Annotated in this window: 18 protein-coding genes and 1 pseudogene; 17 read left to right on the top strand and 2 right to left on the bottom strand. The window is 47.8% G+C overall.

Annotation, left to right across the window (positions count from 1 at the left end; all coding sequences use genetic code 11):
* Window positions 1-85: 85 nt before the first annotated feature.
* From GCU39_RS11105 to GCU39_RS11055, 11 genes and pseudogenes are all read left to right on the top strand, one after another.
* Window positions 86-1075, top strand: a complete 990-nt coding sequence (locus GCU39_RS11105) for an inorganic phosphate transporter (protein ID WP_152393563.1) — start codon at window positions 86-88, stop codon at window positions 1073-1075.
* 180 nt (window positions 1076-1255) lie between these two features.
* A complete protein-coding gene (locus GCU39_RS11100; protein ID WP_152393562.1) occupies window positions 1256-2752 on the top strand; it encodes an amidase family protein in 1497 nt (498 codons plus the stop codon).
* Window positions 2753-2803: 51 nt separating this feature from the next.
* Window positions 2804-3547 carry a type I methionyl aminopeptidase gene (gene map, locus GCU39_RS11095; protein ID WP_152393561.1) on the top strand — a complete coding sequence of 248 codons (744 nt, stop codon included), beginning with the start codon at window positions 2804-2806 and terminating at the stop codon, window positions 3545-3547.
* 34 nt (window positions 3548-3581) lie between these two features.
* Window positions 3582-4160 carry a GNAT family N-acetyltransferase gene (locus GCU39_RS11090; protein WP_152393560.1) on the top strand — a complete coding sequence of 193 codons (579 nt, stop codon included), beginning with the start codon at window positions 3582-3584 and terminating at the stop codon, window positions 4158-4160.
* A gap of 419 nt (window positions 4161-4579) precedes the next feature.
* Entirely contained in the window at window positions 4580-6595 is a 2016-nt protein-coding gene (locus tag GCU39_RS11085) for an endonuclease MutS2 (RefSeq protein WP_152393559.1), read from the top strand.
* 79 nt (window positions 6596-6674) lie between these two features.
* Window positions 6675-7265 carry an HD domain-containing protein gene (locus tag GCU39_RS11080; RefSeq protein WP_407671662.1) on the top strand — a complete coding sequence of 197 codons (591 nt, stop codon included), beginning with the start codon at window positions 6675-6677 and terminating at the stop codon, window positions 7263-7265.
* A 104-nt stretch (window positions 7266-7369) separates the two neighbouring features.
* Entirely contained in the window at window positions 7370-7918 is a 549-nt protein-coding gene (locus GCU39_RS11075; RefSeq protein WP_152393558.1) for an NUDIX hydrolase, read from the top strand.
* A gap of 138 nt (window positions 7919-8056) precedes the next feature.
* A complete protein-coding gene (locus GCU39_RS11070; protein WP_152393557.1) occupies window positions 8057-8875 on the top strand; it encodes a hypothetical protein in 819 nt (272 codons plus the stop codon).
* On the top strand, window positions 8872-9453 hold the full coding sequence (locus GCU39_RS11065; RefSeq protein WP_152393556.1) for a hypothetical protein: 582 nt from the start codon (window positions 8872-8874) through the stop codon (window positions 9451-9453). Before GCU39_RS11070 ends, GCU39_RS11065 begins: the two co-directional genes overlap by 4 nt.
* A gap of 40 nt (window positions 9454-9493) precedes the next feature.
* The gene (locus GCU39_RS11060; protein ID WP_152397196.1) at window positions 9494-10375 is read left to right on the top strand and encodes an aminoglycoside 6-adenylyltransferase; all 882 of its coding nucleotides are present in this window, start codon (window positions 9494-9496) and stop codon (window positions 10373-10375) included.
* Window positions 10376-10413: 38 nt separating this feature from the next.
* Window positions 10414-11063, top strand: a pseudogene (locus GCU39_RS11055) (HAD family hydrolase).
* A 39-nt stretch (window positions 11064-11102) separates the two neighbouring features.
* Here GCU39_RS11055 and clpP read toward each other — a convergent pair.
* Window positions 11103-11687 carry an ATP-dependent Clp endopeptidase proteolytic subunit ClpP gene (gene clpP / locus GCU39_RS11050; protein WP_152393555.1) on the bottom strand — a complete coding sequence of 195 codons (585 nt, stop codon included), beginning with the start codon at window positions 11685-11687 and terminating at the stop codon, window positions 11103-11105.
* A gap of 987 nt (window positions 11688-12674) precedes the next feature.
* Between clpP and GCU39_RS11045 the strand changes: the two genes are divergently transcribed.
* From GCU39_RS11045 to GCU39_RS11030, 4 genes are all read left to right on the top strand, one after another.
* Window positions 12675-12941: a hypothetical protein gene (locus tag GCU39_RS11045; protein ID WP_152393554.1), complete on the top strand. Its 267-nt coding sequence runs from the start codon at window positions 12675-12677 to the stop codon at window positions 12939-12941.
* Window positions 12942-13002: 61 nt separating this feature from the next.
* Window positions 13003-13734, top strand: a complete 732-nt coding sequence (locus tag GCU39_RS11040; protein WP_152393553.1) for an RNA polymerase sigma factor — start codon at window positions 13003-13005, stop codon at window positions 13732-13734.
* A gap of 21 nt (window positions 13735-13755) precedes the next feature.
* Window positions 13756-14259 (top strand): GNAT family N-acetyltransferase, encoded by a 504-nt coding sequence (locus GCU39_RS11035; RefSeq protein ID WP_152393552.1) that lies wholly within the window; start codon window positions 13756-13758, stop codon window positions 14257-14259.
* A gap of 32 nt (window positions 14260-14291) precedes the next feature.
* Window positions 14292-14813 (top strand): hypothetical protein, encoded by a 522-nt coding sequence (locus GCU39_RS11030; protein WP_152393551.1) that lies wholly within the window; start codon window positions 14292-14294, stop codon window positions 14811-14813.
* 4 nt (window positions 14814-14817) lie between these two features.
* On the opposite strand, the gene GCU39_RS11025 is transcribed toward GCU39_RS11030, so the two are convergent.
* Entirely contained in the window at window positions 14818-16341 is a 1524-nt protein-coding gene (locus tag GCU39_RS11025; RefSeq protein ID WP_152393550.1) for an FAD-dependent oxidoreductase, read from the bottom strand.
* A gap of 248 nt (window positions 16342-16589) precedes the next feature.
* On the opposite strand from GCU39_RS11025, the gene GCU39_RS11020 reads away from it, so the two are divergent.
* Both GCU39_RS11020 and GCU39_RS11015 read left to right on the top strand, forming a co-directional pair.
* Window positions 16590-17585 carry a glucosaminidase domain-containing protein gene (locus tag GCU39_RS11020; RefSeq protein WP_193726874.1) on the top strand — a complete coding sequence of 332 codons (996 nt, stop codon included), beginning with the start codon at window positions 16590-16592 and terminating at the stop codon, window positions 17583-17585.
* A gap of 127 nt (window positions 17586-17712) precedes the next feature.
* The gene (locus GCU39_RS11015) at window positions 17713-18471 is read left to right on the top strand and encodes a MerR family transcriptional regulator (protein ID WP_152393548.1); all 759 of its coding nucleotides are present in this window, start codon (window positions 17713-17715) and stop codon (window positions 18469-18471) included.
* The last annotated feature ends 17 nt before the right edge of the window (window positions 18472-18488 follow it).

Raw genomic sequence — 18488 nt, 5'->3', positions numbered from 1 at the left:
GGCGTGTATATTCAGGTTCAATTCGAGCAAAATTAGACACATACTGGGATTCATTGGATAGGTTTCATCATTGGAGGGGAACAACATGGAAGTAAGTTTATGGTTATTAGGTTTGGTCATTTTTCTTGCGGTCGCATTTGATTTTATTAACGGATTTCACGATACGGCGAATGCCATTGCTACGTCAATCTCGACGAGGGCGCTTACACCTAGAGCAGCGATCTTGCTCGCGGCAGTGATGAACTTCATTGGTGCGCTCATGTTCTCTGGTGTCGCGAAGACGATTGGCGGCAGTGTCGCAGACCCTGCGACGCTGGATAATGGTGTTCAAATCGTCATTGCAACGTTAATTGCCGCAATCTTCTGGAATTTAGTGACGTGGTGGTTCGGCATTCCTTCATCTTCTTCCCATGCGCTTATTGGTTCTTTGGCTGGGGCTGTGTTCATGGGAGCTGGCTCTGATCATGTCAATTGGAGCGGATTTATCGGCATCGTGAAGGGCCTTATTCTCTCACCGGTTATCGGATTTGTAATTGGTTATCTCGTGATGACACTGCTCAAATGGATCTTCGCGAGTCGCAGTCCTCATGCTGTTAATCGCGGTTTCCGCATAACGCAGATTTTCACGGCAGCCATGCAATCCTTCGCACATGGAACCAATGATGCACAGAAAGCGATGGGGATCATTACTTTTGCGCTTGTGGCAGGTGGGATTCAAGATACGCTGGATGTGCCGTTATGGGTGAAGATTACTGCCGCAACCTCGATGGCATTAGGCTCGTCAGTTGGTGGTTGGAAGATTATTAAGACGATGGGGACCAAAATATTCCGGATTGAACCGATCAATGGCTTCGCAGCCGATATATCTGCAGCCGGCGTTATTATTACGAGTACGCTGTTACACTTGCCGGTCAGTACGACACATGTAATTACTTCATCCATTCTTGGCGTAGGGTCCGCGAAGCGCTTTTCTTCAGTTAAGTGGTCGCTTGCGACACGCATCGTCATGACTTGGTTGATTACGATTCCGATTACGGCGGTGTTAGCGGGTATCATCGTGAAGTTGTTATTCTAAAAACTTGATAAAGCGGATTAGCCCATTTCTGATATCCATGGTAGACGGATAGACGTGTGGGTTTTATTTTTGTATTCAAGTGCGGTTACGCAGCGTCTATACATACAATTCCACATAATGGTAATATAGGGTTGTTCTATGAACGAATATGAGGATTAGAAAAGGGGGTCACCCACCCGAATGACCGCAACATTCGATTGGTTAATTGAGGCAGATATCGAACAAATGCAAGCCGCTATGGCGTCGGGAGAACTCAGCGCTGTAGAGCTTGTGCAGTTCTATTTGGATCGGATCGAGCAATATGACAAGAAGTTAGATACGATTCTAGAGATCAACCCAGATGCACTAGCCATCGCAGAGGCATTGGATGCCGAGCGGCAGCGCAATGGGAGCAGAGGACCATTACACGGAATTCCTATTCTAGTAAAAGATAATATCGACACCCATGATCGAATGCATACAAGTGCAGGTTCGATCGCGCTTGCCAATTCCTATGCAGCAGAAGATTCCTTTGTTGCGGCGAAGTTGCGTTCTGCCGGTGCGATTTTGCTCGGAAAAGCCAACATGACCGAATGGGCGAATTTCATGTCGAGCACGATGTGGTCGGGGTATAGCTCAAGAGGTGGACTTGTATTAAATCCTTATGGACCGGGAGAAATTTTCGTGGGCGGTTCCAGCTCAGGATCTGGCGCATCTATTGCCGCGAATTTAGCCGCAGCCGCGATTGGGACCGAAACTTCGGGGTCGATTATCAGTCCAGCGAGTCAGAATGGCATCGTTGGAATCAAACCGACCGTTGGGCTTGTGAGCAGGTCAGGTATCATCCCGATTGCGATATCCCAAGATTCAGCAGGACCGATGACAAGAACAGTTCGGGATACCGCGATATTGTTAGGGGCTCTGACGGGTGTAGATCCGAGGGATCCGGCCACGGCTTCAAGTGAAGGACATGCGTATACTGACTATACACAATTCCTGGATGCAGATTATCTTCCGCATGCCCGCATTGGCGTTCCTCGATGTTACATTCGGGATTTAGATCAAGATCGTCGTAACCTGATTGAAGCGGCGATAGAGGTGCTGCGGGACAAGGGAGCCACAATTGTCGATCCCGTGACGCTTCCCTGCGAACATGCGGCATGGGGATCTAATATTATGAGGTATGAGTTCAAGAAAGGCCTGAACGATTATTTAGCGCGGTTAGATGATACCGTACCTGTTCGTACATTAGCTGATGTGATTCAGTACAATGAGGCCCATGCGAGTCTTGCGTTAAAATATGGTCAGGATGTGTTGACGTGGGCAGAAGAGACGCGCGGCGATCTGACTGAGCCGGAATATCGTGAGAGCCTCGCGCGGAACAAGGCATTGGCTGCGGATCAAGGTATAGACTATGTCCTACAGGAGCATCAATTGGATGCGCTCGTCCTTCTAGGTTGCGAGGATGGCGTCGATCTGGCAGCCATGGCGGGCTATCCAGTCATTACGGTTCCGGGCGGATACGCGGAGAATGGAGTGACGGCGCCAGGCGGTTATAACACGAAAGGACCGCAAGGCATTACATTTATCGGCACGGCGTATAGCGAGCCAACCTTGCTGAAGATTGCGTATAGCTACGAGCAAGCTACGCGACATCGCGTACAGCCTTCGCTTGATGAATATGTAATGAAGTCATAGGCCTATCAAGACGAATTCTATAGGAAAATTTGCTTGGAGGTTGTGTGCACGATGATCATCAAGTCAGAACCAGAATTAGCACGGATGCGGGAAGCGGGGCGTATCGTTGCTGAATGTCATGCGTTTCTCGCAGAGAAGATTAAACCAGGCGTAACCACGCTAGCATTGGATCGAATGGTTGAACAGCATATTCGCAAGAGAGGTGCTCTGCCAAGCTTCAAAGGTCATCATGGCTTCACCGCTTCGATCTGCGCAGCCAGGAACGATGTGATCTGTCACGGGTTTCCGGACAACGAGCCGCTGCTGGACGGGGATGTGATTACTATTGACCTTGGGGCGCATTACAAAGGCTATCACGGCGATTCAGGTTGGACATATGCTGTAGGGCAAGTATCCGATCCGATTAAGAAGCTGATGGAAGACTGCCACAAGGCATTAATGCTTGGCATCGAGCAAGCCGTGAGCGGCAAGCGCATAGGCGATATTGGTCATGCGATCCAGACCTTTGCAGATCGGCATAACTACGGGAATGTCAGACAGTTTACAGGCCATGGCATCGGTCAAGACCTCTGGGAAGAGCCTGCCGTTCCGCATTATGGCCGCCAAGGCTCCGGGCCTGTATTGAAGAATGGACTTGTTCTTGCGATCGAGCCGATGTTCACGCTTGGGGATTGGAATGCGTTTATTGACGCGGACGGCTGGACGGCTCGCACGATCGATGGTTCAATCTGTGTCCAATATGAACATACGGTAGCGATTACGGAGCACGGACCTGAGTTATTAACGAGACTATAGATGTAACACATTCAGAGGAGAAAAATTCGATTTTATGGTAACGAAGAAGCAATTTAGACAGGAAGATTGTCCGACACCGATCAGAGTTCAGCTGATCCAGCTGATGCGCCAGGCGTGGCCTAACGCTTTTGACGATGTCAGTGATGAGCAAGTCATCTGGCCGGATACACCCGATACGCATCCCGTCTCACTCGTATATCTTGATGGTGATACGATCATCAGTCATGTTGCGGTGCCGCGCAAGAAGATTCAGCATGAAGGCAGAGTTTATACGGCATATGGCATTAGCGAAATGATGACGAATCCGGCATATCGGAGACAAGGCTACGGATTAGAACTATTGCGCGAAGCAGCTGCCTATATTCAAGATCAGCGGCCAGATTTGAGTATTTTCACATGTGAGCCGCATTTGATTTCGTTCTATGAGCAAGCTGGCTGGACATATATGCCGGGTACCCATCTCATTGGCGGGACGCGCAAGAAGCCATTTCGCAGTGATTCATTCGGACTTGCTACGATGGTTAGCTTCCTCTCAGACGAAGCTAAGCGCGATGCGGAATCTTTTCGAATGAAGGATGTATATGTGGAGCTTGGCGAGCGAAAGTTATGGTAATCCCCTTGTTCGGAGGAATCATCATGTGATGATTGTACCTTGATCTTCCTTCTGAACTTCGCTATAATATCGGTATCTTGCACTTAAGGGAGAGAATTTGATGTTGGTGGTTGTTCTTAACTAATCAATTCCATAATGAGGATTCGCACGCGCTTCTTAACGTTGTCAGAAATTGGAGTGAGACAATGTTTATTTTGTGCTGACTAGCGGAATGCCTCGGAATTAGTTAAGAACAGCGGATATCATACAATGCCCTAGGTGTATACCTATCATTCATGAGACCCAGATCCGTGCTGTTTTCAGCGCGGATTTTTTTGTGGACTTTTTCGTTGAATATGAAGATAGGGAACACATTTTTTAGGCAGAGCATGACTACGGTCGTGCTCTGCCTTTTTTTATTCTAAGGAGGATAAACGAAGATGAATCAAGCCAATTTGCAACGACTCGAATACGTGAAAGTGAAGGAACTCGTCGCTCAGCATGCCGCTTCGTATCTCGGTAGACGCCATATTGAAGCGATGGAGCCGATGACACAGCTTAAGCTGATTCGCCAGAAGCTGGATGAGACGGCTGAAGCGAAGGAAATCATTCAGAGCGGGGGGAGCGTGCCCATCCCGTCCCTTGAAGGTCTCGAACACATTTTGGATTTAATGGATACGGGGTATGTATTCACGGAACAAGACTTCATGCATATTCATACGTTTCTGCATAGTTGTGCGCAGTTAATCAAATATATGGGGACGAAGGCCAAGATTGCTCCGCATTTTCATGCCTATGCCACATCCATGTATGAACTGTCTGCGCTCAGAACGGAGATTGAACGATGCATTCGTAATGGTCGCGTGACGGATTACGCGAGCAAGGATCTTGCGAAGGTTCGCAAACGCATCGCAGTCATCGAAGAGCGGCTGAAAAGCCGGCTCGATGCGCTGATGAGCAAGCATAGCTCGATCTTGCAGGAGCGGATCGTAAGCATGCGCAACGATCGGTATGTGCTACCGATCCGTCGGGAGCATCGCAAACTCATCAAGGGCACAGTCCTGGACGAATCGGCAAGCGGCCAGACGGTCTTCGTGGAGCCAGCAGATATCGCCCATATTCAGCACGAGCTTGCGGGTTACAGAGCGGAGGAAGCGCGGATCGAAGCCAAGATATTAAGCGATTTAACGACATACGTCGAGCAGTACACTTACGAGATTCAAGTGAATGTCGATACTGTAGGGATCTATGATTTCGTATTCGCGAAAGCCAAATATGCGATGACGATCGATGGCAGGAATGTACGATTAAATGATGCAGGGGTATTGGAGCTCATTGCAGCAAGACATCCACTGCTACGGCATATGGTGCCGCTTCAGTTCGCGATCGGACGAAATTACAAGTCCCTTATTATTACGGGCCCCAACACGGGGGGTAAGACATTAGCCCTGAAGACGGTTGGGCTCTTGACCTTAATGGTTCAGTCCGGATTGCTGGTTCCAGCGGCGGAAGAGAGCATATTCTCCGTCTTCGATCAAGTCATGGTCGACATTGGAGATGGTCAGAGTATTGAACATGCACTTAGCACATTCTCAGCGCATATTCGACATGTCATTGAGATCCTCGACGTTGCTGGACCTGGAACGCTGATCTTGATTGACGAGATGGCTTCTGGTACGGATCCGGGTGAAGGCGTCGGGTTGTCGATCGCCATTCTGGAAGAGCTGCATCGCCGGGGTTCGACGGTCGTCGCGACGACGCATTTTACCGAGATTAAAAATTTCGCATCCGTTACGCCAGGCTTCGAGAACGCCCGTATGGCATTCGATCCAGAGACATTGCAGCCAGCCTATCGGTTAATTATCGGAGAGGCAGGACAGAGCTATGCGTTCTTGATCGCGAAGAAGCTCGGTCTGCCAGAGGCGATTATCGCTCGTTCACGGGATATCACTTCGCAAGGTGTGACGGAACCGTTGCCTTCGGAGGTCCTAAAGTCAAAGGCTACCGAATCTTCCGCTCGTCATGTCACGATTGATTTACCGAACCAGCATCAACGGAAGGAAGGTGTGGTTGAATTACAAGGCGAATCGCGCGATAAGGATCGTGAATCTGGGTCGAACGAAGAGCATGATCATCCTTGCTCTGAGACGGAAGAGGTTCCCAGTCCGCCAAGGCCGCTGCAGCTTGGAGATCGCGTGCGGATTCCATATCTGGATCGAACGGGGGTCATCTATGAGACAGAGGATGCCAAAGGCATCATTGGCGTGATGATTCAGAAGCAGAAGCTGAAGATCAATAAGAAGCGGGTCGAACTCTATATCGAAGCCAAGGATCTCTATGGGGAAGATTATGATCTTAGCATTGTTCTCGATTCCAAAGAGAACCGTAAGAAGCGTAAACTGATGCATCGCAAGCATGTTGAAGGGCTGCGGATTGAGATGTCTCCGGAAGAGTAAGCTGAGCGGCATAGGTTTCCATTCTATGAGTTTGTCGATATAATTGGGATATTGTGCATCGAAGGGAGTACTGACGGTGATGATGGAACGATTACAAGAACAGATGGCATTTATTATGGAGATCGATAAGCTGAAAAACATTGTGCGTAGAACCAAGTTGATCTATGCGGATCGCAACGAGAACGATGCAGAGCATTCCTGGCATCTGGCGGTGATGGCAATGAACCTCGTTGAATATGCCAATGAACCGGACTTAGACATCGGCAAAGTGATGCAGATGGTGCTTATTCACGATATTGTGGAGATTGATGCCGGGGATACGTACGCCTACGATGTATCTGGCCATGCAGACAAATATGAGCGGGAACGTCAAGCGGCAGAACGAATATTCGGATTATTGCCAGCGGATCAGAAGCAAGCCTATGTGGACCTGTGGCAGGAATTCGAGGGCGGCATTAGCGCTGAGGCTAAGTTCGCGAGCGCGCTGGATCGCTTGCAGCCGCTCATCCATAACTATAAGAATCAAGGCAGCATTTGGGCGGCAAATGGTATTACGAGTACGCAAGTGCGAGAAAGAAGCAACAAGATCAGAGAAGGTTCTGAAGCATTATGGAGATATGCGCAAGAGATCATCGATCAGAGTATTGCGCAAGGTTTTCTCCCGGAATAAGTTTATAAGAGATTAAGACGGTTCAGGATGTAGAGAACGTCATGAGATCAGGATGTATTCGACCTCGATAGTCCTGTGCCCAGATTGTGTAGGAGTGAAGCAGCATGCTGAAATATAATATTTGTTTTATGAAGCGAGGGGAAGAGATTCTTCTATTAAATCGCGAGAAATCGAGCTGGATGGGATGCTGGAACGGGATAGGCGGCAAGCTCGAAGCCAATGAGACCATACGTGCTTCCATGATTCGTGAGATTCGGGAAGAAACGGGTATTGAGATTGATCATCTTCAGTTCAAAGGCATGATTACATGGACGGTTGATGAAGAAAGCTTCGGCGGGATGTATGTCTATATGGCTGAAGTTCCGGTAGATTTCGAGTATGTTACGCCGATTCGAACGGACGAAGGGATTCTGGATTGGAAAAAGATCTCTTGGATCGTACACCCGGAGAATCACGGTATCGCGACGAACATACCGCATACACTGCCGATGATGCTGAAAGACGCGGTGTGTTATGATCATCATTGCATGTATGAGGGATCGCAACTGAGAGAGATGGTCTCCCACGTTATCGATGCCCGGATGGAGTATGATGATCATCTGCTTCATGAGTATCTGTCTCAGCATGGGCATAAGCAATTCACAATGGCTTAAATAGGAAATGAGCGCAGATTCATACCAAAAGAGCCTTTCACATGATCGTGGAGGGCTCTTCTTTTGTATGCATGCGAAATGACGAAGCTGACCAACCACCTAATAAATGGTAGAATATGTTCTAGGGAGGGAAGTCATTTGATGTTAAAGCGTGCGATGCTAGGCGGCTTGATCTGTATGCTGATTCTTGGCAGTTGGATAGGAAATATTTTGTATTATCAACAGCTGCAGTTGAAGGAGCCGATTATCCTCAAGCAGGATATGACGTTGACGCTAAAAAGCGACTATGCTGAAATGCTCTACTTCAACGTGCTTGAGAATAAACACAAGGGGAAGAAAGTGACGGCGATACAGCTGCCCGATGATCCTCAAATCCTTTTTCAAATATACCCGGATCAGACCTATACGCATCATGTGATGATGAAAGCAGCAGCGGGCTTAAACCAAGACGAACTTGGAGCAAAGCTTCCGTTAACGATCAAGGAAGTGCTCGTATACTACAATGAAGGTCCGCCGGCGACCGTGCCGATCGGGGAGATTCGGATTGAGAAAGCGTCTGAGAAGCGTGTCCTTGACATGGTATCTGCTAGCAGCTCTTCGGGCGGGGCTGGAGATTATATGGCACGGCTATTGGAAAAGGTGGAGCTTGATCAAGTCGATGTCGCCGTACAAGATCAATTGAAAGCATGGGTAGATGTGGAGCTAAATGGTGTACCCGTTGAAGATCTGAAATTCCCTATGGCATTGAATAACAACGAAGCGATCACCTTGTCGTATCACTGGGACATCCCAGACGATGAGTTGGATTCTGAAGGTTTATTCCAATCCTTCATTCGGTTTCATTTCCGAACGCAGGATGGTCATGCAATCGTGAATGACGTTCCGATAAGTCAGAACATGCATTTGTCTGAAGTGCAAGTGCGTCATTTGGTTCGATCTGGAGGTGACCAACAATGAATCCAGGGTTATATCGTGCCTACAGGCTTTTAGGTTGGGGCTTTGTTTTTGAAGTCATTGATTTCCGCGTATTTTATTTCGATGTATTGCCGGATTTCGTAGGATATATCATGATTGCGACTGCCTTGCAGCAGTTAGGTTCGCAGCATGGTATCTTTAAGAAGGCGAAATGGCTCTCAATCGGCATGATCGCACTATCTTTGCCGCATGTCCTGATGGCATCGAATGTGACTTTCGATGGTTTCGGCGAAATATCGTTATCCCTGCACATCTATTCTGAAGCATTGTTGGCTTGTCATGTTCTGATCGTCTACTGGATCTGCCAGGGAATGCGGGATATTGCTGCTGCCGAGAGGATGTCCGAGTTGCAACAATCCGTTGTGTTCCGAAGGAATCTTTATATGTTCCTAGCCATATTCCAACTTGTTTTCTATCCGTTTTTATTCAATGTCGAACAGAGTTGGATCAATCTATTACTTCTCATTGGTGTACTGCAAATGATCATGGAAGTGTTGTTCATCCGACTGCTGTTCCGCTTCTCGAATCGAAAAATAAGATCAATTGACGTGCGCGTGTAAGAGAGGATGAGGGGATACGGAGAAAAAGAAACAAATGACGATGCGTAGTGAACAGGAGATGTTCGATCTCATTTTGCGCGTCGCGAAGGAAGATGACCGCATTCGTGCGGTATATATGAACGGTTCGAGGACGAACCCGAATGCGCCAAAAGATATTTTTCAAGATTATGATATTGTGTATGTTGTAACGGAGACCGCTTCATTTATTCAAGATGAAGGGTGGATTCATGTATTCGGGGATCTACTGATGATCCAAGAACCGGACAGAATGGATCAGGCCGCAGGAATCTCGATGAATTTCGATCGATCCTATACCTATCTCATGCTGTTCATGGACGGCAATCGAATCGACCTGCACATCGAGACGCAAGAATCGATGAAGGAAAGCTATCTGAGTGATAAGCTGACAATGCCGCTGCTAGATAAGGATCAGTGCTTGCCGTTGATCCCACCGCCATCAGACGAAGATTACCATGTGAAGAAGCCGTCGGAGGCCGAATTTCACAATGCGTGCAATGAATTTTGGTGGTGTCTGCAGAATGTAGCCAAAGGCATTTGGCGGGATGAAATGCCGTATGCGAGATCTATGTACGAACAGACGTCACAAGCAATGTTGGACCGTATGGTCTCCTGGTGGGTCGGTGCACAACATCATTTTGACGTATCGACTGGGAAAATGGGTAAATACTTAAAGACATTTCTACCATCTCAGATTTGGGAGAAATACGAATCGACTTATGCGAACCCCGATCCTGAGCATTTCTGGGATGCCGTATTCGCTGCTTGCGATTTGTTCCGCACACTAGCAACCGATGTCGCGAGTCACTGTGGATATATGTATAACAAGAGCGATGATGAGAACATGAGCGGTTATTTGAAGCGAGTACGCGCATTACCGCATGATGCCGAAGGGATCTATTGATGATCCGAGATGCGGCGCATGGGAGGAGAGGACACAAAATGAATTTTCACACGATCCTATTTGATCTAGACGGCACATTAACGGATCCGAAATTAGGAATCACGAAATCGGTTCAATATTCACTTCGTAAATTTGATATACACGTGGAGGATCTGGATGCGCTTATCCCCTTCATTGGGCCGCCCCTTGGGATTCCTATCAGGAAGTCTATCAATTCGATGCGGATCAAGCGAACCAGGCGGTTGCGTATTATCGGGAATATTTCAAAGACACAGGTATCTATGAAAATGATGTCTATCCAGGCATTCATCACCTTCTAGCTGAGTTGAAAGAGCAGGGGCGGCGGTTGATTGTAGCCACTTCGAAGCCGACGGTGTTTGCGAAACGGGTAATTGAGCATTTTGATCTAGACAAGTATTTCGACGAGATCTGTGGAAGTAACCTGGATGGTACGATGTCCGATAAAGGAGAGATTATTCAGTCGATTCTAGCTCGTTATTCAGTAGATAAGGACCATGTGATCATGATCGGTGACCGTAAGCATGATGTGATTGGCGCCAAGAAGAATGGTATCGCGTCCATCGGTGTTGAATACGGGTATGGCAGCCGTGATGAAATCGAGCAGATCCAGCCGACATACGTCATAAAGAATGTGGATGAACTGATCCAGTTCTTCTCCCGGCAATAGAAAAAAGAGAAGCGTACGTTCCGCTTCTCTTCTTCCTGGTTACATATGGGAGATCACTTTGTCGATGATTCCGTACTCGAGCGCTTCCTCGGCGGACATGAAGAAATCGCGCTCCACGTCTCTTTGGATCCGTTCCAACGGTTGACCTGTATGCTTTTGCATGATTTTGTTGGTCTGCTCACGCATCTTCAGAATCCGTCTCGCCGAGATCTCTATATCCGTCGCTTGACCTTGGGCACCGCCGCTTGGTTGATGAATCATAATCTCACTGTTGGGAAGGGCAAATCGTTTGCCAGGTGAACCGGATAAGAGCAGGAGTGCGCCAAAGGAAGCAGCAAATCCTGTACAGATAGTGTGCACGGGTGCCTTGATGTATTGCATCGTGTCATAAATCGCGAGCCCTGCTGTGATAGAACCGCCTGGACTGTTAATATACAAATAGATGTCCTTGTCTTGGTCTTCAGCTGATAGGAAGAGCATCTGCGCCACGATGCTGTTCGCGACTTGATCGTCAACGGCGGAGCCGAGGAAAATGATTCGATCCTTCAATAATCGGGAATAAATATCATAGGATCTTTCGCCTAAGCGAGTCTGCTCCACGACATAAGGGATATAGTTGCTCATCGTTCTACCTCCAAGGGATTGGTTTATTGTTATTCTTAAAGTAAACGATTCAAGGATGGCATAAGATACGATAGATAAGAAAATGGGGCCATTAACTGCCAAAAAGCAGTTAATTGGCCCGCCTGGGCGCCTCTGCGCTCGAAATAACTGCAAAAAAGCAGTTAATTGTCTCGCCCAGGCGCTCTGCGGTCGAAATAACTGCAAAAAAGCAGTTAATTGGCTCGTCCGGGCGCCTTTGCGCTCGAAATAACTGCAAAAAAGCAGTTAATTGGCCCGCCTGGCGCCTTTGCGCTCGAAATAACTGCAAAAAAGCAGTTATTGGCCCGCCTGGGCGGTTTGCGGTCGAAAGAACTGCAAAAAAGCAGTTAAATGTCTCGCCCCGGCGCCTTTGCGCTCATAATAACTGCAAAAAAGCAGTTAATTGTCTCGCCCAAGCGCCTTTGCGCTCGAAATAACTGCAAAAAAGCAGTTAATTGTCTCGCCCAAGCGCGCTGCGCTCATAATAACTGCAAAAAAGCAGTTAATTGGGCCCGCCCAGGCGCTCAGAGCTCGAAATAACTGTCAAAAAGCAGTTAAATGTCTCGCCTGGGCGCCTCTGCGCTCGAAATAACTGCAAAAAAGCAGTTAATTGCCTCGCCTGGGCGCTCTGCGCTCGAAATAACTGCAAAAAAGCAGTTAAATGTCTCGCCCAATCGCTTAGCGCTCGAAATAACTGCAAAAAAGCAGTTAAATGTCTCGCCCGAGCGCCTTTGCGCTCGAAATAACTGCAAAAAAGCAGTTAATTGGCTCGCCCAAGCGCGCTGCGCTCATAATAACTGCAAAAAAGCAGTTAATTGGGCCCGCCCAGGCGCTCAGAGCTCGAAATAACTGTCAAAAAGCAGTTAAATGTCTCGCCTGGGCGCTCTGCGCTCGAAATAACTGCAAAAAAGCAGTTAAATGTCTCGCCCAATCGCTTAGCGCTCGAAATAACTGCAAAAAAGCAGTTAAATGTCTCGCCCCGGCGCCTTTGCGCTCGAAATAACTGCAAAAAAGCAGTTAATTGCCTCGCCCGGGCGCTTAGCGCTCGAAATAACTGCAAAAAAGCAGTTAATTGCCTCGCCCGGGCGCTTAGCGCTCGAAATAACTGCAAAAAAGCAGTTAATTGCCTCGCCCGAGCGCCTTGTGCCCGAAATATCTGCAAAAAAGCAGTTAAATGTCTCGCATGGGCGCCCCACGCCCGAAATACACTTTTTTATTGAAGCGCGTATCTTATGAAGAGAGCCATTCGTTTTCTTCATAAGGGGAACTATATTTATTGAGCAAAGGAGGATGCGCAATGGTCTATCTCGAACTCATACAGACGGCGCAATCAACGCTACAGGAGCGTGTGGAGCATCTGCAACCTGTTCTTCAGCGGTACTGTCTTTCTCTGACGAAATCCCAAGATGATGCGGAAGATTTGGCACAAGATACATGGGTAAAAGCGCTAAAAGCAAGCCCTGAACTTGCACATATCAACCCGGAAGCATTGCTGCTGCGGATCGCGAAGAATACTTGGATTGATCAGATTCGCCGCAATACACATTTGAACCGCATTGTGGAGCAATCTCGGCAGGATTCGATTGCATATCCGGATCATAGCCGGCTGGAAGTGGAGGCTGCCTTTCACTATATCATGCAGCATCTTTCTCCACTTCAACGGACCGTATTTCTACTACGGGATGTTCTCGGGTATTCCATTACGGAAGCTTCTCACATCTTGAAGACCTCCGAAGGAGCAATCAAAGCAGCACTTCATCGGGCAAGGCAATCCCTTACGGATGCAAGAGAGGATAACGTTAAGGAGGATTCCGCGTCAACTGAAGATCACATAGCCAAAGAACAAATTGAGCGGCTCGCGACCACCTATCTTGAAGGAGACATCGGCACGTTGATTCAACTGATTCAGAAGAACAATATGGAATCGGTCGCGATGATCGGCCAAATCCAGAATCAATTACTGAAGAAATCGAACGCGGTCCAGGCTAGCACATATAGCAAGCATACGATCCAGATGATGGCCGCTTAAAATGAGGATAGGAGAACCTTAATGATTACGAAGTCGAATCCAGCTGACCTTGAACGCATCATGGACATTGTTCACCGTTGCACAGATCATCTGAACCAATTGGGAATCGATCAATGGAATGAGTATTACCCTACAACAGAACTGGTTGGGGGAGACATTGCATTAGGTAACGTATATGTCTATCGTGAGGATGGATGTATCCTCGGACTCATCACGCTCGGCGATACACAACCTGCAGAATATGAAGAAATCCCATGGTCAACAGGAAACACCGTGTCGGTGCTTACCATCTATCGACTGGCTGTAGACCCAAGCTGGCAGGGGAGAGGTATCGCGAAGAAATTGATTGCTTATGCGGAGCAAATTGCACGTAACCGATCTTTTTCCTGTATACGGATGGATTGTTACACCAAGAATCGAAGAGCCTATGAACTGTACCGGCATTTACAGTATGAACTGAAAGGGACGGTTATTTTTCCGCACACGCACGTCCCTTTTTATTGTCTCGAGAAAGTCATCTCATAACGATATATTGATTCAGCATGGAGGGAACAAATTTGGCTCGATCCGCACATCAAGTCCCTTTCGGTTATGAACCCCCGGTTCAAACACGGAAAGGGACGTTAATCTTTTACGATGCTTTTGAACAGATCTCCGATCTGGACCTGGACCGCGCTGCAGCTTATGCCGCAGCACATGACTTCAAGGAATTCGTGCTCTATCCGCTGCATGAAGAGACGGTAAAGCGGATGTCGAAGGAGCCGATTAGTGCCTTCTACAGACGATTGGATCGATTGAAGGACTGGCAACAGCAGCATACTGGATTTCCGGTAAAGATTGAGCAGTTTGATGGGAAACGCAAGAAGTATACACCTATTGATACCGCGCTGCGTCATCTTACTGACCAATATCCTGCCCCGTATTTTTTATATGTCACTCCTGATTTAGCGAATCAGTTCGCATCCTACGATTCCTTCGAAACTTGGATCGTGAAGTTGCGTCTTGTCCTAACGGAAGAGCCTGCACGACTTCATCCACGGCTCGCACAATATCAACATCGCTTCGCCATTTCCGACTAACGCATTACAAGCGTGTGAGGGGCCTCTTCGCAGGTCCTTCCATGACCTCACCATCGATCGAGAACCGTGATCCATGGCACGGACAGTCCCAGCTTAAATCCCCAGCATTCCACTCCACTTCACAGCCCATGTGGGTACACGTTGTATCAACCAAATGCAGAATCCCTTGCTCGTCGCGATAGGCACCTGCGCGTTGACCATCCACGGTGACGACATCGCCTTCTCCAGCTTTTAGTTCCTCGGGTTTTTTACGTACCATTTCGAGCTTGCCGGCAATAAGATGCTTCGCAACATCCGCATTCTGCGTGACAAATGTCTTTATATCAGGATCGGCATGGAATCGAGATGGCGTATACAACGCTTGATAAGGATTGTCACGTTCGAGAATGGTATCCCGCAGCAAGAGCGCTGCCAGGGTTCCTTGCGTCATGCCCCATTTTCGGTACCCCGTCGCCACAAAGACATTTTGTACGCTGGAAGAGATCTGCCCGATATATGGAACTTTGTCCAGTGTGACGAGATCTTGCGTAGACCAACGATAGGGGATGTCTTCCACCTTGAACTGTTCCTTTGCAAAATGCTGCAACGCCTCATAATGACGTATTGTACACACACCTTGCCCCGCCTTATGTCCCTCGCCGCCGACGAGCACAAGCGTCTGACCGTCCGCCATGGCCGTGCTGCGAATCGATCGTGTAGGATTCTCGGCACGAATATACATCCCGCCAGGATAGGGATCGGAGCATTTGACCCCCAGTACATAAGAACGCTCAGCGTGCATTCTTGAGAAATAAAACCCCATCCCGTCATAGAACGGAAAATGGGAGCAAGAAACCGTATGACGACATGTAACATGATGCCCATCACGAGTGACAAGCTTTGGTTGATCCCCGTTCTCGACGGTCATCACAGTCGTGTGTTCATAAATTTTGCCTCCTAATTTCATGAACAACCGGACAAGTGCATATAAATAATGCAATGGATGGAATTGAGCTTGATTACGCATGACGAGCGCTTGCTTCATGGACAGTGAGAGGGGCATAGAGTGGACGAGTTCGCCATGAATGCCGAGCTGCTCGTAAGCCTGCATTTCTAGCTCTAATTTCCGCAAATATTGCTCATCGTTCGTGTAAATATAAGCATCTTGGTCCGTTAATCCACAATCGATGGACTCTTGATGAACGAGCTCTTTGATAAACTGGATGGCCTCTTGATTCGCACGATAATAATATTGCGCCTTCTCAAGTCCTACATGCTGAATCAACTCGTGATAAATCAGATCATGTTGTGCCGTAACCTTGGCTGTGGTGTGGCCTGTCGTACCCTTCAGCAGTTCTCCAGCTTCCAAGAGTACGACGTGGAGTCCCTCTCTGGCTAATAACAATGCGGTCGTAATGCCGGAAATTCCACCACCGACAACGGCAACATCGGCCTGGATATCTTCTTGCAAGGCGGGGAATGCCATCCTCTCGGATGAAGCGATCCAATAGGAATCGGGGTATTGCGGGAATGCATCAGTTGAGTTCATAAGAATCCTCCTGCTTCGATGTTCTCGCTGCATTTTTCCCAATTCGCACCAAAAAAATGTATGGACATCCCAAAGAATGACATCAAAGATCCATGAATACGAGTCAAATTGGTTGGATTCAGCGTTGGTCGACAAATAAACAAGTTTTCCTTACAGACGGTTTGACACGCTTTTTGCGATCGAATGTGTACAATCTTACCTATATTGAAGCAGGTATACTTCACCACTACGAAGGAAGAGGTGTAATCATGCGTAAATTATTAAATCATTCATTGTTCGTATATGTATTATGTTTGACATTGCTTCTGACGGTCGGTATGGATTTCCTGACATCCACGCAAGCTGCGGGTACGCATCTTAATGTGCCGAATCCCCGTCCTGTATCATCTCCTGTAATCGATGAGGCTTCCATCCTTGGTCCTGTATTCCCGGTGCATTTGAGCTCTGCCCAGTCCCTCGCGAAAGAATCCAGCCGGGTCACAACCCTGTCCATTAGCAAGCCTTCACCCCAAAAAATCGCTACTGTCGCAAAACCTTCCTTCGATCGTTATCAGGTAACAGCATCCTATCTTAATGTGCGGGCGAATCCATATGCCACGTCTAAGAAAATGGATATGAAAAAGAAAGGGACCGTCTTGCAAGTCGTTCGAAAGATGCCGAATGGCTGGCTGCAGCTGAAGGATGGCGGATACGTCCATGGCGGGTACACGGAGCAAATGCCACAGATTGATCCAGACCGCTTATTTCCAGATGTTGTGAAGATGACGAAGCGTCCAGCACGAACGATTCCGAAACCAGTCGCAACCGAACCGGCAAAGCCGACATCGTCGATACAATCGGACTCTGGATTATCAGAAGAACATATTGCGCAGCTCTTTAAAGGTACGGCCTTGGCAGGACACGAACTCGAGGAAGCTGTCTTGGAAATTGAAGAACAATATGGAATCAATGCTTATTTTACGATTGCAGTGATGAAGCTTGAGAGCGGGAATGGTAAGAGCAAGCTCGCGAAAACTAAAAATAATTTGTTTGGTCTAAATGCCACAGGTGGTTCAAATAAAAATGCGTTCAATTTCAAGTCCAAGGGTGCTAGTGTTGAGAAGTTCGGACAGCTGCTCTCCAAAAATTATGTGAAAAAGGGCTATACAACGATCGAGAAGGTTGCTACGAAATATTGCCCAGTCAATCCGAAATGGCCGAGTCTGGTCAAAGGGATTATGAAAAGCGACTATAAGAAGCTATAATTGACATAGATTCATGTGTGAATGAAGTACATACGGGATATGGGAATGACATAAAAAAATGTTGTGGCATAGGGTTGACTTTGACGCTGCGTAAAGGTGTACCCTGAGGGTGTCAGGAGGCGAACAAGTGGAATATACAGTCCAGAAACTAGGCAAACTCGCAGGGATCAGCACTCGAACGCTTCGGTATTACGATGAGATCGAACTCCTTAAGCCGGCTAAGGTGAACTCGTCGGGGTATCGAATCTATGGTCAGAAGGAAGTCGACCGATTGCAGCAGATCTTATTCTATCGTGAACTTGGGATGAGTCTGGATCGCATTAAAGAGATCGTCACTTCCCCGAGCTTCAACGGGGCCATCGCGCTTCGAGAGCATCGAGAACAACTCCTTGACAGAAGGCGGCAATTGGATGCGTTAATCGCGAATGTGGACAAATCGATTGCCTTAAGCGAAGGGAGAATAACGATGACCGACCGTGAGAAATTCGAAGGATTCAAACAGAAAATGATCGATGAGAACGAACAGAAATATGGTGCTGAAACTCGAGCAAAATACGGGAACGATACCGTCAATAAATCGAATGAAAAGCTGAAAAATATGACCCAAGAACAGCATGATGAAGTGACGCGCCTTGCGAATGAAGTCATTGCAGCATTAGGCGAAGCGATTCAGACAGGAGACCCCGCGAGTGATATCGCGCAGCGGGCAGCGGATTTGCACAAGCAGTGGTTGACCTACTATTGGAGCGAATACAGCAAAGAGGCTCATGCGGGAGTCGCCCAGATGTATGTCGATGATGAACGTTTCCGCGCTTATTACGACAACCATTACCCGGGTGCGGCGGCGTTTCTGCGTGATGCGATTCATATCTATACAGGACATTAGTCTTAGGCACTTAAAAG

The sequence above is a fragment of the Paenibacillus guangzhouensis genome (genome assembly GCF_009363075.1).
In the GTDB taxonomy this organism is placed as follows: domain Bacteria; phylum Bacillota; class Bacilli; order Paenibacillales; family Paenibacillaceae; genus Paenibacillus_K; species Paenibacillus_K guangzhouensis.
Note: the sequence above shows the minus strand (reverse complement) of the source record. Positions and strands in the feature narration are given on the sequence as shown.